This is a genomic window from Streptomyces sp. NBC_01142, from assembly GCF_026341125.1.
Taxonomy (GTDB): domain Bacteria; phylum Actinomycetota; class Actinomycetes; order Streptomycetales; family Streptomycetaceae; genus Streptomyces.
In genome coordinates, this window is sequence record NZ_JAPEOR010000001.1 from 1,473,248 (window position 1) to 1,488,587 (window position 15,340).

The window sequence follows — 15,340 nt, forward strand, 5'->3', positions numbered from 1 at the left end:
CGTCACTGCGGCGAAACATCGTGCGGCATCGACGGAAACCGTGGCGCGTCAACCTCATGGCGCATAACGGCCCGCCCTTCATCCGCACAGGCTTCGCCCGCACGCGGCCGCACCGACGACGAGGAGACGCCGATGCCTCCAGGCATCTCGACGCTTGCTGCAGACACCCCGACACTGTCTGCCGCCAACACCGGATTCGTGCTCATCTGCTCCGCCCTGGTGATGATCATGACGCCGGGGCTGGCCTTCTTCTACGGAGGAATGGTCCGGGTCAAGAGCACCCTCAACATGCTGATGATGAGCTTCATCAGCCTCGGGATCGTCACCATCCTGTGGGTGGTGTACGGATTCAGCCTCGCCTTCGGCACCGACAAGGGCTCCCTCATCGGCTGGAGCCCCGACTACGTAGGCCTGAGCGGCCTCGGTCTCACCCAGCTGTGGGACGGCTACACCATCCCCGTCTACGTCTTCGCCGTCTTCCAGCTGATGTTCGCCGTCATCACGCCGGCGCTGATCAGCGGCGCCCTCGCGGACCGGGTGAAGTTCACCGCCTGGGCGCTGTTCATCACGCTGTGGGCGACCGTCGTGTACTTCCCGGTCGCGCACTGGGTGTGGGGTGCCGGCGGCTGGCTCTTCGAGATGGGTGTCATCGACTTCGCCGGCGGTACCGCCGTCCACATCAACGCCGGTGCCGCGGCCCTCGGCGTGATCCTCGTCATCGGCAAGCGCGTCGGCTTCAAGAGGGACCCGATGCGGCCGCACAGCCTGCCGCTGGTGATGCTCGGTGCCGGTCTGCTGTGGTTCGGCTGGTTCGGCTTCAACGCCGGCTCCTGGCTGGGCAACGACGACGGCGTCGGCGCGGTGATGTTCGTCAACACCCAGGTCGCCACCGCGGCCGCGATGCTCGCCTGGCTGGCGTACGAGAAGATCCGCCACGGCGCCTTCACCACGCTCGGCGCCGCCTCCGGCGCGGTCGCGGGCCTGGTCGCCATCACCCCGTCCGGCGGCGCAGTGAGCCCCCTCGGCGCGATCGCCGTCGGCGCCATCGCCGGTGTGCTCTGCGCCATGGCGGTCGGCCTGAAGTTCAAGTTCGGCTACGACGACTCCCTCGACGTCGTCGGCGTCCACCTCGTCGGCGGTGTGATCGGCTCGCTGCTGGTGGGCTTCTTCGCCACCGGTGGCGTCCAGAACGACGTCAAGGGACTCTTCTACGGCGGAGGCTTCGACCAGCTCGGCAAGCAGGCCATCGGTGTCTTCGCCGTGCTGGCCTACTCTCTGGTGGTCTCGGCGCTCCTCGCCCTCGTCCTCGACAAGACGATCGGGATGCGGGTCGACGAGGATGTCGAGGTCTCCGGTATCGACCAGGACGAGCACGCGGAGACGGCGTACGACTTCAGCGGTGCGGGCGGCGGTGCCGGCTCCCGCAAGGCCGCACCCGCGCCCAGCGACACCGCGGCAGCCGCAGCTCAAACCAAGAAGGTGGACGCATGAAGCTCATCACCGCAGTCGTGAAGCCACACCGGCTGGACGAGATCAAGGAGGCCCTGCAGGCCTTCGGAGTCCAGGGGCTCACGGTCACGGAGGCCAGCGGATACGGCCGGCAGCGCGGCCACACCGAGGTCTACCGGGGCGCGGAGTACACCGTCGACCTGGTCCCGAAGATCCGGATCGAGGTGCTGGTCGAGGACGACGACGCCGAAGAGCTCATCGAAGTGATCGTCAAGGCGGCCAAGACCGGGAAGATCGGTGACGGCAAGGTCTGGAGCGTCCCGGTCGAGACAGCGGTACGGGTACGGACCGGCGAACGCGGCCCCGACGCGCTCTGAGCGCACAACGGAACAGGAGCCCTGGGTGACGAGCCTCGAAGTGACCACCGAAGCGGAAGACTCGGGACCCAGCGGCTATGCGGCGGCCCGGCTGCGCCTCCTCACGGAGAAGGCGCAGCCCGGGTCGCCGCGCCGTGCCGCCCTCGCCAGGCTGACCGACGACTGGCTGTCCGCGCTGTTCACCACCGCCGCGCGGGAGGCCGGAGTGCGCAGCGCGGCGCTCGTCGCGGTCGGCGGCTACGGGCGCGGGGAGCTGTCGCCGCGCAGCGACCTGGATCTGCTCCTGGTGCACGACGGGGGAGCGGACGCGGGAGCGATCGCCACGCTCGCGGACCGGATCTGGTACCCGGTGTGGGATCTGGGGCTGGCCCTCGACCACTCCGTACGCACCCCCGGCCAGGCCCGCAAGACCGCCGGCGAGGACCTCAAGGTCCAGCTCGGTCTGCTCGACGCGCGCCATGTCGCGGGCGATCTGGGGCTGGTGACCGGACTGCGCACCGCCGTGCTCGCCGACTGGCGCAACCAGGCGCCCAAGCGGCTGCCCGAACTGGATGAGCTCTGCCGTGAACGGGCTGAGCGCCAGGGCGAGTTGCAGTTCCTCCTGGAGCCCGATCTGAAGGAGGCGCGGGGCGGACTGCGGGACGCCACCGCGCTGCGCGCCGTCGCGGCGTCCTGGCTCGCCGACGCACCCCGCGAAGGTCTCACCGAGGCGCGCAGGCAACTGCTGGACACCCGGGACGCGCTGCACCTGGCCACCGGACGGGCCACCGACCGTCTCGCGCTCCAGGAGCAGGACCAGGTCGCCGCCGAGCTCGGCCTGCTGGACGCCGACGCGCTGCTGCGACAGGTCTACGAAGCGGCGCGCACCGTCTCGTACGCCACCGATGTCACCTGGCGGGAGGTGAACCGGGTGCTCAGGGCACGGTCCGCACGGCCCCGGCTGCGGGCGATGCTGGGCGGCGGCCGCACTCCCCAGCCGGAGCGCACCCCGCTCGCCGAGGGCGTCGTCGAGCAGGACGGCGAGGTGATGCTCGCCCGCGCCGCCCGGCCCGAACGCGACTCCGTGCTCCCGCTGCGGGCCGCTGCCGCCGCCGCCCAGTCGGGGCTGCCGATCTCCCTGCACGCCGTACGCCGGCTGGCGGCCACGAGCCGCCCGCTGCCCGTGCCGTGGCCCGCGGAGGCCCGCGACGAGCTCGTCACCCTGCTCGGCGCGGGGGAGTCGACGGTCGCCGTATGGGAGGCGCTGGAGGCCGAGGGTCTGATCACCCGGCTGATCCCCGACTGGGAGCGCGTACGGTGCCGGCCGCAGCGCAACCCCGTGCACACCTGGACCGTCGACCGCCATCTGGTGGAGGCCGCGGTCAGGGCCTCGTCGCTGACCCGCCGGGTGGGGCGCCCCGACCTGCTGCTGGTCGCGGCGCTGCTGCACGACATCGGCAAGGGCTGGCCGGGCGACCACTCCGTGGCGGGCGAGACCATCGCCCGTGATGTCGCCGCCCGGATCGGCTTCGACAAGGCCGACGTGGGCGTCATCGCCACTCTCGTACGCCACCATCTGCTGCTCATCGAGACGGCGACCCGGCGCGATCTGGACGATCCGGCGACGGTCGCCTCCGTTGCCTCCGTCGTCGGCTCGGCCGGAACCCTGGAGCTGCTGCACGCCCTCACCGAGGCCGACGCGCTCGCCACCGGACCCGCGGCCTGGTCCGCGTGGCGCGGCTCGCTCGTCACCGACCTGGTCAAACGGGTCGCGGCGGTCCTCGCCGGTGACGTCCCGGTCGACATCGAGCCCAGCGAGCCCACCACGCCCGGCGCGGAACAGGAACGGCTCGCCATCGAGGCTGTGCGCACGGGCGAACCGGTGCTGGCGCTGCACACCCACACCGAGCCGCCCGAGGACCCCCAGCAGTCGGAGCCGGTCGGCGTGGAGCTGCTGATCGCCCTGCCCGACCAGCCGGGCGTACTGCCCGCCGCGGCCGGCGTGCTGGCCCTGCACCGTCTCACCGTCCGCGCCGCCGACCTGCGCGCCATCGAACTGCCCACCGAGCTCGGCGAGCCGTCGGACGTACTGCTGCTGAGCTGGCGGGTGGCGGCCGAGTACGGCTCCCTGCCGCAGGCCACCCGGCTGCGAGCCGATCTCGTACGGGCCCTGGACGGCTCGCTCGACATCCCGGCCAGGCTCGCCGAACGGGAGGCCGCCTACCCGCGCCGCCGCGGGGTCCAGGCCCCGCCGCCGCGGGTGACCGTCGCCCCCGCCGGCTCCCGGCTCGCCACGGTGATCGAAGTCCGCGCCCAGGACGCCCCCGGCCTTTTGCACCGCATCGGACGCGCCCTGGACGAGGCGGCGGTACGGGTGCGCAGCGCGCATGTGTCCACGCTGGGCGCAAACGCCGTCGACGCGTTCTATGTGACGGACCCGGAAGGCGCCCCACTGCCCCCTGCCGAGGCCGCGGAGGTGGCCCGTTCCCTGGAGTCCGCCCTGCGCGCCTGAGGTGAGACTCCCCACGGGGCAGACCACACCGCGCGCGGCCGGATACCCTGGGGGGCACTGTCCGCCCGCCCCCGACATCTGAGGATCCGCGACCGCCGTGTTCGACACCCTCTCCGACCGCCTTGCCGCGACATTCAAGAACCTCCGGGGCAAGGGCCGCCTGTCCGAGGCGGACATCGACGCCACGGCGCGCGAGATCCGTATCGCGCTGCTCGAGGCGGACGTGGCGCTGCCCGTTGTCCGCGCCTTCATCAAGCAGGTCAAGGAACGTGCGGCCGGCTCCGAGGTCTCGCAGGCGCTGAACCCCGCCCAGCAGGTCATCAAGATCGTCAACGAGGAGCTCATCGGCATCCTCGGTGGCGAGACCCGTCGCCTCCGTTTCTCCAAGCAGCCGCCGACCGTGATCATGCTCGCGGGTCTGCAGGGTGCCGGTAAGACGACGCTGGCCGGAAAGCTGGGTCTGTGGCTCGAGGGACAGGGGCACTCGCCGCTGCTCGTCGCCTGTGACCTGCAGCGTCCCAACGCCGTCAACCAGCTCTCGGTCGTCGCCGAGCGCGCCGGCGTCGCGGTCTACGCCCCCGAGCCCGGCAATGGCGTCGGCGACCCGGTCAAGGTCGCCCGGGACTCGATCGAGTACGCGAAGTCCAAGCAGTTCGACGTGGTGATCGTCGACACCGCCGGACGTCTCGGCATCGACCAGGAGCTGATGCAGCAGGCCGCGGACATCCGCGACGCCGTCAGCCCCGACGAGGTCCTCTTCGTCGTCGACGCGATGATCGGTCAGGACGCGGTCAACACCGCGGAGGCCTTCCGCGACGGCGTCGGCTTCGACGGCGTGGTGCTCTCCAAGCTCGACGGCGACGCGCGCGGTGGTGCCGCGCTCTCCATCGCGCATGTCACCGGCCGCCAGATCATGTTCGCCTCCAACGGCGAGAAGCTGGACGAGTTCGACGCGTTCCACCCGGACCGCATGGCGTCCCGCATCCTCGGCATGGGCGACATGCTCAGCCTGATCGAGAAGGCCGAGCAGACCTTCAGCCAGGAAGAGGCCGCCAAAATGGCCTCCAAGCTGGCGAGCAGCAAGGGCAAGGACTTCACGCTCGACGACTTCCTGGCCCAGATGGAGCAGGTCAGGAAGATGGGCTCCATCTCCAAGCTGCTCGGGATGCTGCCCGGCATGGGGCAGATCAAGGACCAGATCAACAACATCGACGAGAAGGACGTGGACCGGACCGCCGCGATCATCAAGTCGATGACCCCGGCCGAGCGCCAGGACCCGACGATCATCAACGGCTCGCGCCGGGCCCGTGTCGCCAAGGGTTCGGGTGTCGAGGTCAGCGCCGTGAAGGGCCTGGTCGAGCGGTTCTTCGAAGCGCGCAAGATGATGTCGAAGATGGCCCAGGGCGGCGGAATGCCGGGTATGCCCGGGATGCCGGGCATGGGTGGTGGCCCGGGCCGGCAGAAGAAGCAGGTCAAGCAGGCCAAGGGCAAGCGCAAGAGCGGCAATCCGATGAAGCGCAAGGCCGACGAGCAGGCGGCCGCGGAGCGCCGCGAGCAGGCGGCGGCGCAGGGCGGGGCCTTCGGGCTCCCGGCCGGTGAGCCGGGCAAGGACTTCGAGCTGCCGGACGAGTTCAAGAAGTTCATGGGCTGACATCGCGTACAGGCATCTCGTACGGCCATGTGGGCACCCGCTTGTGCGGGTGCCCACATCGTTTTTTCGGCTCAGCGTCCGCCTACGGGCCACCGCGTGCCGCTTCGGCGGACGCCGGACGAGCCGTGGCGTTCCGGGGGCGCGTCCCGACGGCCCGGAAGAGGACGCCCGGCGGATGGGCCGTACTGGTCCTCGGTCCGTGGCCGACGACGCGAAAGCTGCCGACCTCGCCTCGCGCGCAGGACCTGGCTGCCGTCCGGGACCCGCAGGTCCCGCCCGTCATTCCGTCATTCCGCCATTCCGCAGACCCGCAGCCCCGGCGTCAGGGCGTGCGGGCGATCAGGTACCGGAACATGTTCGGCATCCAGACCGTGCCGTCCCGCCGCCTGTGCGGATGGAGCGCCTCCGTGATCTCCTTCTCCACCTCGGACTGGCCCGACGCCTGTATCGCCGTGGCGTACAGCCCCGTCGACAGCAGCCCGCGCACCGCGCTCTCCATGTCCGCGTAGCCGAAGGGGCAGGACACCCGCCCCGAGCCGTCCGGTTTCAGGCCCGCCTTCGCCGCGACGTCCTCCAGGTCGTCCCGGAGTGCCGGACGCCAGCCGCCGGCGGTCCGCATCCGGTCGGCCGGCCGGCCGGCCACCCGCAGCACTCCGGAGGTGGCGCAGCGATCCGGCGGGCCCCAGCCCGCAAGCACCACCGCGCCACCGCGTTCCGCGAGAGTGACGGCCGCCTCCAGCTCAGGTCCCAGATCCTCGGTGTCGCCGGCCGCGCAGCCGATCGGCCGGAAGGCGGTCACCAGGTTGTACGTGAGCCCGGCCGGAACCGCCGCGGCCGACACCTCACCCTCCAGCAGCTCGGCACCGGCATCCCGTGCACCGGCATCCCGTGCCCCGGCGTCGCCGCCCGCGGCAGGAGCCAGCCGCTCCCGCGCCAGCGCGAGCCGCTCACGGTCCGTATCGACGCCGGTCACCCGCGCACCGCGGCCGGCGGCGATCAGCAGCGCGAGACCGGAGCCGCAGCCAAGGCCGAGCAGCCGCGTTCCGGAGCCGACCTCCAGGCGCTCGTACACCGCCTCGTAGAGCGGCACGAGCATCCGTTCCTGGATCTCGGCCCAGTCCCGCGCACGCGCACTCGCCTGCGCCGAAGACGCCGCGCGGGGTCGGTGCTGGACGAGCGTTGGTGTCATCGAAAGCGCCCCAATCGCCGAGAGGTCGTTGTGCCCTGAAGGACAGCCACCCCCGTGTGCGTACGCCTTGCGCCCCCCCGTATGCCAGAGAACTCCGCATGCCTCCGCAAGTCCAGGGGTTGGATGGGTTGAATCGCATTGCTTGTGTGCCCCGGGCGTGCGCCCCCGGGACACTGGCCGATTCACGTTCCGCACCCGTGTCGCCGTACGATGCGCGCCATGGCAAAGGCACCCGTTCTCACGCCCCAGGCGGAAGACTTCCCGCGCTGGTACCAGGACCTGATCAACAAGGCCGAACTGGCGGACAACGGCCCGGTGCGCGGCACCATGGTCATCCGACCGTACGGATACGGCCTGTGGGAGCGGATGCAGCAGGAGATGGACGCCCGCATCAAGGATGCGGGCGCTCAGAACGCCTACTTCCCGCTCTTCATCCCCCAGTCTTACCTGACACGGGAAGCTGAGCACGTCGAGGGCTTCGCACCCGAGCTCGCGGTGGTCACGCACGGTGGCGGAAAGGAGCTCGACGAGCCCGTCGTCGTGCGCCCCACCTCCGAGACGATCATCAACGACTACTTCTCCAAGTGGGTGCAGAGCTACCGCGATCTGCCGCTGCTGATCAACCAGTGGGCGAACGTGGTCCGTTGGGAGATGCGCCCGCGCGTCTTCCTCCGTACGACGGAATTCCTCTGGCAGGAGGGCCACACCGCCCACGCCACCTACGAGGACGCCCGCGACTATGCCGCGTACATCCACAAGGACGTTTACGCGGACTTCATGATCAACGTCCTCGGTATCGACGTGGTGCTCGGCCGCAAGACGCCCAAGGAGCGGTTCGCCGGCGCCATCAACACCCTCACGCTCGAAGGCATGATGGGCGACGGCAAGGCCCTTCAGATGGGTACGAGCCATGAGCTCGGCACCAACTTCGCCAAGGCCTTCAACACCCAGTACCTGTCGAAGGACAGCAAGCAGGAACTGGTCTGGCAGACCTCCTGGGGCACCTCCACGCGGATGGTCGGCGGCCTGATCATGTCGCACGGCGACGACAACGGACTGCGCGTCCCGCCGCGTCTCGCGGCCGTCCAGGTCGTCGTCATGGCCATCAAGGGTGACGAGGCGGTCGCCAAGGTCCGTGAGATCGGCGACCTGTTGAAGGCCGCGGGCATCCGTGTCCAGGTCGACGACCGCATCGACACCCCGTTCGGCCGCCGCGCTGTCGACTGGGAGCTCAAGGGCGTTCCGGTACGGATCGAGATCGGCCCGCGCGACCTGGAGGCGGGCACCGCGATGCTGGCCCGCCGTATCCCGGGAGGCAAGGAGCCCGTGCGGATCGAGGCGCTGACCGAGCTGCTGCCCAAGGTCCTCGAGGAGGACCAGGCGCAACTCCTGAAGGAATCGCGCGACCGCCGCGAGTCGCGGACCAGCGAGGTTGCCACGATCGAGGAGGCCGCCGAGGCCGCGGTCGCCGGCGGCTGGGCCCGTATCCCGTGGTCGACACTGGGCCAGGAGGGCGAGGCCAAGCTCGCCGAGCAGGCCGTTTCCGTGCGGTGTCTGGTCGCCGAGGACGGGTCGGTGCCGGATTCCGACGACGCCCCGGGTACTGTCGCGATCGTGGCCCGCGCCTACTGACGCGCACGCGCCCCGCCCGGCCCAACTGCCGCCCCGGCGCGTGGACTTCGTCTACACGCCGGGGCGTACGCGCCGCTACGTACCACCTTGGTGTGAGGTGTGAGGCTTCTCCGCAGATCAGCGCACCCGCCCTCGTCAGGACGCATCAATGGCAACTGACGGGTACGTGCAAATTATTTGGGATGCCCCGGAATGGAACCCGCGAGCGCCTCGGCTCGTTATCACGACGTGAGCACGACACCACCTGTTCTCGCCGCAGAGCTGGCACAGGCGTGGGCCGATATTCAGCGGCACCACCCCGAGCTGCCGGACCTTGCCGCGCCAGAGTCCCTGATCGGAGAGTCGTCGTCCGCCTGTGGCGCCGAGCTCTCCTTCGAGCGACTGCTTCACGAGGCAGTCCATGGCATCGCCGCCGCCCGAGGTGTCCGCGACACCTCACGCGCCGGCCGCTATCACAACCGCCGATTTCTGGCGATCGCAGAGGAGATGGGCCTGGACCATGCCGAGGAGCCGCATCCCAGCAGCGGATTCTCGCTGGTCGCGCTCAATCCCGAGGCGAAGCGCCGGTACCGTCCCACGATCGAGAGACTGCAGCGCGCCCTGAAGGCGCACACGGTCGCGACGGCTTCCGACACCAAGCGCTCCTTCCGTGGGCCGGCCGCCCGGCACGGCTCCTCCGGTGGCGGTGTGCGGGTCAAGGCCGTCTGCGACTGCGGGCGCAATGTCCGGGTCGTGCCGTCGGTCCTCGCCCAGGCGCCGATCGTCTGCGGCGGCTGCGGCAAACCCTTCCGCATCCCGGAAGTGGTGGCCGCGGCGAGCTGATCGCTTCCGCCCCGCCGGGTCCGGGCCGCCGACGGGGCGGCGACGGCACCCGTCGGGTGAAGCGCGCCGCAGGTGTGTGGCACAATGTCTAGCTGTACTCGACAGCCGCACAGGAACCCTCTCGCCTCCGGCTGACGCGTCCATCGGGCACTCCGAGTACCGCAACCCCACGTGGCATCTTGTTGTGCCCAACCACGTCAAGACCAGGAGTCACCACTTCCGTGGCAGTCAAGATCAAGCTGAAGCGTCTGGGCAAGATCCGTTCGCCTCACTACCGCATCGTCGTCGCCGACTCCCGTACCCGCCGTGATGGCCGGGCGATCGAGGAGATCGGCCTGTACCACCCGGTGCAGAACCCGTCGCGCATCGAGGTCGACTCGGAGCGCGCGCAGTACTGGCTGTCCGTCGGCGCGCAGCCGACCGAGCCGGTTCTCGCGATCCTGAAGCTCACCGGTGACTGGCAGAAGCTCAAGGGCCTGCCGGCCCCGGCGCCGCTGCTCGTCGCCGAGCCGAAGGCCGACAAGCGCGCCGCGTTCGACGCCTTCGCCAAGGGCCTCGAGAGCGACGAGTCGAAGGGTGAGGCCATCACCCCGAAGGCGAAGAAGGCCGACAAGAAGGCGGACGAGGCTGCTGAGGCCGAGTCCACCTCTGAGTCGACCGAGGCCTGAGCATGCTCGAGGAAGCCCTCGAGCACCTCGTCAAGGGCATCGTCGACAATCCGGACGACGTGCAGGTCGCCTCGCGCAACCTGCGCCGCGGGCAAGTGCTCGAGGTCCGGGTGCACCCCGACGATCTCGGTAAGGTGATCGGCCGCAACGGCCGCACCGCACGCGCCCTGCGCACCGTCGTGGGCGCCATCGGTGGCCGTGGCATCCGCGTCGACCTCGTCGACGTGGACCAGGTTCACTGACATACGCAGCACCGGCACGGGCCGGGAGGGCCTTCGGTCCCTCCCGGCCCGTGCCGTTTGCGACCATGAGTCGACGACCGTAATCATCGATCGAGGAACCACGACGGTGAGAACCGTGCCCGCGAGAGCGGCGACGGTTCAGCCGCAAAGGAGACCAGTGCAGTTGGTAGTCGCGCGGATCGGCCGCGCCCACGGGGTCAAGGGCGAGGTCACCGTCGAGGTGCGTACGGACGAGCCGGAGCTGCGGCTCGGGCCCGGCGCCGTACTGGCCACCGACCCGGCCTCGGCCGGACCGCTGACCATCGAGACCGGCCGGGTGCACAGCGGCCGGCTGCTGGTGCGCTTCGCGGGCGTACGGGACCGCACCGGTGCCGAGGCCCTGCGCAACACCCTGCTGATCGCGGAGGTGGATCCTCAGGAGCTCCCCGAGGACCCGGAGGAGTTCTACGACCACCAGCTGATGGACCTGGACGTCGTCCTCACCGACGGCACCGAGATCGGCCGGATCACCGAGATCAGCCACCTTCCCTCGCAGGACCTGTTCATCGTGGAGCGGCCCGACGGCAGCGAGGTGATGATCCCCTTCGTCGAGGAGATCGTGGCCGAGATCGACCTGGAGAAGCAGCGGGCTGTCATCACCCCGCCGCCCGGGCTCATCGACGACAGTGAGGCCGAGGTCGCCTCCTCGAAGGACGAGAGCTGATGCGGCTCGACGTCGTCACGATCTTCCCCGAGTACCTGGAACCGCTGAACGTCTCGCTCGTCGGCAAGGCACGCGCGCGTGGGCAGCTCGATGTCCAGGTGCACGATCTGCGGGAGTGGACCTACGACCGGCACAACACCGTCGACGACACCCCCTACGGCGGCGGCCCCGGAATGGTCATGAAGACCGAGCCCTGGGGTGACGCGCTCGACGACGCACTGGCGAGCGGGTACGAGGCGGGGGCGCACGGCCCGGTGCTCGTCGTGCCCACCCCCAGCGGCCGGCCCTTCACCCAGGAGCTGGCCGTCGAGCTCTCGGAGCGGCCCTGGCTGGTCTTCACCCCCGCCCGCTACGAAGGCATCGACCGCCGGGTCGTGGACGAGTACGCGACGCGGATGCCGGTGTACGAAGTGTCCATCGGCGACTACGTCCTGGCCGGCGGTGAGGCTGCCGTACTGGTGATCACGGAGGCCGTGGCACGGTTGCTGCCCGGTGTCCTCGGCAACGCCGCATCACATCGGGACGACTCCTTCGCGCCCGGCGCGATGGCGAATCTGCTCGAGGGGCCGGTGTACACCAAGCCGCCCGAGTGGCGCGGACGCGGGATTCCGGATGTGCTGACCAGCGGGCACCACGGGAAGATCGCGCGGTGGCGGCGGGACGAGGCGTTCCGCCGTACGGCTCTCAACAGGCCCGATCTGATCGAGCGTTGCGACCCCGCGGCCTTCGACAAGAAGGACCGCGAGATGCTCTCCATCCTGGGCTGGGCACCGGAGCCCGGCGGCCGATTTTGGCGCAGGCCCGGGGCCATGGAACAATAGGCCGCTGCTGTACGTCCGGTCGGCGCCCCTGCCACAGGGGGAACGACGCCCGCTCGACGCGAACAGCACCCTCACTCTCATCCCGATATTCCGCTGATGACCTGTGGCATCGGCGAGGAAGCAGACCTTCATGGCCAGCCTGCTCGACTCCGTCAACTCTGCGTCGCTGCGCAGCGACGTCCCCGCCTTCCGTCCCGGTGACACCGTGAACGTGCACGTGCGTGTCATCGAGGGCAACCGCTCGCGTATCCAGCAGTTCAAGGGCGTGGTCATCCGCCGCCAGGGTTCCGGCGTCAGCGAGTCCTTCACGGTCCGCAAGGTCTCCTTCTCCGTCGGCGTCGAGCGCACCTTCCCGGTGCACAGCCCGATCTTCGAGAAGATCGAGCTGGTCAGCCGCGGTGACGTCCGTCGCGCCAAGCTGTACTACCTGCGCGAGCTGCGCGGCAAGGCTGCCAAGATCAAGGAGAAGCGCGACAACTGAGCTTCGGCTCACACGCGCGCCCAGCTTCGGATCAAGCACAGCCACAGGGCGGCCGGATAAACTCTGGCCCCGATGGACACCGAAGCACAGCACACAGAGCGCGACCGTTCTTCCGCCCCCGAAGCCGGGGACAAGGGAGAGCGGTCGCGCTCTGCGCGTTCCGCGCGACCTCTTACGCGCTTCTCACGCCTGTCTGTGCTGTCCTGGCGTAGAGCAGGCCTGCTCTACGCCGTCTGCGCAGTCTTCGTACTGCTGCTGAGCCACTTTGTGATGCAGCCGTTCCAGATCCCCAGCACCTCCATGGAGCCCACGCTCCAGGTCGGGGACCGGGTGCTGGTGAACAAGCTGGCGTACCGTTTCGGTTCCGGTCCGGAGCGCGGAGACGTGATCGTCTTCGACGGTACGGGTTCCTTCGTGCAGGAGACCTTGGCGGAGAATCCGGTCAGCGCGTTCACGCGCGAGGTGTTCGCGGCGCTGGGGCTGGCCGAGCCCGCCGAGACCGACTTCGTGAAGAGAGTGGTGGGTGTGGGCGGCGACCGCGTCGTCTGCTGCGACAAGGGGGGCAGGGTCGAGGTGAACGGCGTACCGGTCGACGAGGGATACCTGCACCCCGGCGACGTCCCCTCGGAGGTGCCCTTCGACATCGTTGTGCCCGAGGGCACGCTGTGGGTCATGGGGGACCACCGGAGCGCGTCGCGCGACTCCCGCGACCACCTCGGGGAGCCGGGCGGCGGCATGGTGCCCGTCGACAAGGTGATCGGCCGGGCCGACTGGATCGGCTGGCCCTTCGGCCGCTGGACGTCGCTGGAGCGGACCGACGCCTTCTCCGGCGTGCCGGGGACGGCACGAATGCCGGGCGGCGCCCATGGGTAACCGCGGGCGTCGTGCGAGCCACCGGGCCGACACCCGGCTGCCCACCGGGACACGGCCGACGGACGGCGCCCGGTCGCTGCCGGGCCGTGCGGACCGGCGCAGACTGGCGCAGAAGGTGAAGCGCAAGCGCCGCCGGTCGGCCGTGAAGGAGATACCCCTCCTCGTCGGCGTGGCACTGATGATCGCGCTGGTGCTGAAGACCTTCCTGGTGCAGGCCTTCGTGATCCCGTCGGGCTCGATGGAGCAGACGATACGGATCCAGGACCGCGTGCTGGTGGACAAGCTCACCCCGTGGTTCGGCTCGAAGCCGCAGCGCGGCGATGTCGTCGTCTTCAAGGACCCCGGCGGCTGGCTGCCGCCCGACGAGACGAAGAAGGGCGACGACCCGGTCGGGGTCAAGCAGGTCAAACAGGGGCTGACCTTCATCGGGCTGCTGCCGTCGGACGACGAGCAGGACCTGATCAAGCGGGTGGTCGCGGTCGGCGGGGATACCGTCAAGTGCTGCGACAAGGACGGGCGCGTGACCGTCAATGGCGTACCCCTAGATGAGCCCTATCTCCACCCGGGAAACGTTCCTTCGACGATGCAGTTCGAGGTGCAGGTGCCGGCCGGGCGGATCTTCGTACTCGGGGACCACCGCTCCGACTCGGCCGACTCGCGCTTCCATCTCGACGAGCAGTACCGCGGCACGGTGTCGGAGGAGGAAGTCGTCGGACGCGCGGTCGTCATCGCCTGGCCGCTGAGCCACTGGCGCAAGCTGGAGGAGCAGGAGACCTTTGTATCCGTGCCGGATCCGCGCGCCGGGACGACGGCGGCACTCCTCCCGTCGAATAGTGTGTCTCCTCAGGATCAGAACGGAATGATCCTGCTCCCGAGCCCTGCGGAACTCCCGCTCGTTATGGGAGTGGTGGGCCTGCACCTTCTCTGGGGCAGGCGGTTCGCACGGAGTGAGGAGTGGATGTGGGGGATGTGGCCGTCGGCGCACGATCCGGACACGAAGAACCCGAGGAGAAGCCCGGGGAGCCCGCCGACTCGTCCGCAGCCGTGACGGAGGGTTCGGCGGAGACGGCAGGGACGGACGGCGGGTCCGGGGAATCCTCGGACAACAGCGGTACGGGACAGAAGAAGCAGCGATCCTTCTGGAAGGAACTGCCGCTCCTGATCGGTATCGCACTGCTTCTCGCCCTTCTGATCAAGACGTTCCTGGTCCAGGCGTTCTCGATTCCCTCGGACTCGATGCAGGACACCCTGCAGCGGGGCGACCGGGTGCTGGTCGACAAGCTCACCCCGTGGTTCGGCTCGGAGCCCGAGCGTGGCGAGGTCGTGGTCTTCCACGACCCGGCCGACTGGCTCCAGGGTGAGCCCACCCCCGACCCGAACGCCGTGCAGAAGTTCCTCAGCTTCATCGGCCTTATGCCGTCGGCCGAGGAGAAGGACCTGATCAAGAGGACGATCGCGGTCGGCGGCGACACGGTGGAGTGCAAGAAGGGCGGCCCGGTCAAGGTCAACGGCAAGGCGCTCGACGAGCCGTACATCTTCCCCGGCAACACCCCCTGTGACGACCAGCCCTTCGGGCCCTTGAAGGTGCCGAAGGACATGATCTGGGTGATGGGCGACCACCGTCAGAACTCCCAGGACTCCCGCTACCACACGGAAGATGTGAACGGCGGCTTCGTCCCGGTCGACAAGGTCGTCGGGCGCGCTGTCGTGGTCGCCTGGCCGCTGAACCGCTGGTCCACGCTGCCGGTGCCCGACACCTTCGACCAGCCCGGGATCAACACCGCGGCCACTGCCATGTCGGCGGCGCCCGCGGCGATGGGCATGGCGGGCGCGCTGCCGATCGTGCTCTGGCGCAGGAGGAGGCTGACCGGCGGGCTTACCGCCGGGTAGGGTGCCGTCCCAGATCGCCGATCCCCGAGGAGTCTCTCGGGGACGAATCTC

At 69.7% G+C, this 15,340-nt stretch carries 14 protein-coding genes and 1 pseudogene; 14 read left to right on the forward strand and 1 reads right to left on the reverse strand.

Annotated features, from left to right (window positions below; all coding sequences use genetic code 11):
* The first annotated feature begins 132 nt into the window (after positions 1-132).
* From OG883_RS06945 to ffh, 4 genes are all read left to right on the forward strand, one after another.
* Positions 133-1,491 carry an ammonium transporter gene (locus tag OG883_RS06945; RefSeq protein ID WP_266536400.1) on the forward strand — a complete coding sequence of 453 codons (1,359 nt, stop codon included), beginning with the start codon at positions 133-135 and terminating at the stop codon, positions 1,489-1,491.
* Positions 1,488-1,826: a P-II family nitrogen regulator gene (locus OG883_RS06950; protein WP_266536402.1), complete on the forward strand. Its 339-nt coding sequence runs from the start codon at positions 1,488-1,490 to the stop codon at positions 1,824-1,826. The genes OG883_RS06945 and OG883_RS06950 overlap by 4 nt, the downstream gene beginning before the upstream one ends.
* 25 nt (positions 1,827-1,851) lie before the next feature.
* A complete protein-coding gene (locus OG883_RS06955) occupies positions 1,852-4,317 on the forward strand; it encodes a [protein-PII] uridylyltransferase (RefSeq protein WP_266536405.1) in 2,466 nt (821 codons plus the stop codon).
* 97 nt (positions 4,318-4,414) lie between these two features.
* Positions 4,415-5,968: a signal recognition particle protein gene (ffh, locus tag OG883_RS06960; RefSeq protein ID WP_266536408.1), complete on the forward strand. Its 1,554-nt coding sequence runs from the start codon at positions 4,415-4,417 to the stop codon at positions 5,966-5,968.
* Between the two features lie 322 nt (positions 5,969-6,290).
* Here ffh and OG883_RS06965 read toward each other — a convergent pair whose 3' ends face one another.
* The gene (locus OG883_RS06965; protein ID WP_266536412.1) at positions 6,291-7,157 is read right to left on the reverse strand and encodes a methyltransferase domain-containing protein; all 867 of its coding nucleotides are present in this window, start codon (positions 7,155-7,157) and stop codon (positions 6,291-6,293) included.
* Positions 7,158-7,376: 219 nt separating this feature from the next.
* Here OG883_RS06965 and proS point away from each other — a divergent pair, with 219 nt between their 5' ends.
* The 10 genes and pseudogenes from proS to lepB (OG883_RS07015) all read left to right on the forward strand — a co-directional run bounded on the left by proS (position 7,377) and on the right by lepB (OG883_RS07015) (position 15,289).
* Positions 7,377-8,789 (forward strand): proline--tRNA ligase, encoded by a 1,413-nt coding sequence (gene proS, locus OG883_RS06970; RefSeq protein WP_266536415.1) that lies wholly within the window; start codon positions 7,377-7,379, stop codon positions 8,787-8,789.
* A gap of 228 nt (positions 8,790-9,017) precedes the next feature.
* Entirely contained in the window at positions 9,018-9,611 is a 594-nt protein-coding gene (locus tag OG883_RS06975) for a hypothetical protein (RefSeq protein WP_266536417.1), read from the forward strand.
* A gap of 221 nt (positions 9,612-9,832) precedes the next feature.
* Positions 9,833-10,279, forward strand: a complete 447-nt coding sequence (rpsP, locus tag OG883_RS06980; RefSeq protein WP_266536420.1) for a 30S ribosomal protein S16 — start codon at positions 9,833-9,835, stop codon at positions 10,277-10,279.
* Between the two features lie 2 nt (positions 10,280-10,281).
* Positions 10,282-10,521, forward strand: coding sequence for an RNA-binding protein (locus tag OG883_RS06985; protein WP_266536423.1), 240 nt, complete (start codon positions 10,282-10,284; stop codon positions 10,519-10,521).
* A 157-nt stretch (positions 10,522-10,678) separates the two neighbouring features.
* Entirely contained in the window at positions 10,679-11,224 is a 546-nt protein-coding gene (gene rimM, locus OG883_RS06990) for a ribosome maturation factor RimM (protein ID WP_266536426.1), read from the forward strand.
* Positions 11,224-12,045, forward strand: a complete 822-nt coding sequence (gene trmD, locus OG883_RS06995) for a tRNA (guanosine(37)-N1)-methyltransferase TrmD (protein WP_266536429.1) — start codon at positions 11,224-11,226, stop codon at positions 12,043-12,045. Before rimM ends, trmD begins: the two co-directional genes overlap by 1 nt.
* 130 nt (positions 12,046-12,175) lie before the next feature.
* Positions 12,176-12,526, forward strand: coding sequence for a 50S ribosomal protein L19 (gene rplS / locus OG883_RS07000; RefSeq protein WP_266536431.1), 351 nt, complete (start codon positions 12,176-12,178; stop codon positions 12,524-12,526).
* A 72-nt stretch (positions 12,527-12,598) separates the two neighbouring features.
* Positions 12,599-13,399 (forward strand): signal peptidase I, encoded by an 801-nt coding sequence (lepB, locus tag OG883_RS07005; RefSeq protein WP_266536434.1) that lies wholly within the window; start codon positions 12,599-12,601, stop codon positions 13,397-13,399.
* Positions 13,392-14,427, forward strand: a pseudogene (lepB, locus tag OG883_RS07010) (signal peptidase I); the annotation flags it as partial. The gene lepB (OG883_RS07005) and the pseudogene lepB (OG883_RS07010), both read left to right, overlap by 8 nt.
* A complete protein-coding gene (gene lepB, locus OG883_RS07015) occupies positions 14,369-15,289 on the forward strand; it encodes a signal peptidase I (protein ID WP_266536436.1) in 921 nt (306 codons plus the stop codon). The pseudogene lepB (OG883_RS07010) and the gene lepB (OG883_RS07015), both read left to right, overlap by 59 nt.
* Positions 15,290-15,340 lie beyond the last annotated feature (51 nt).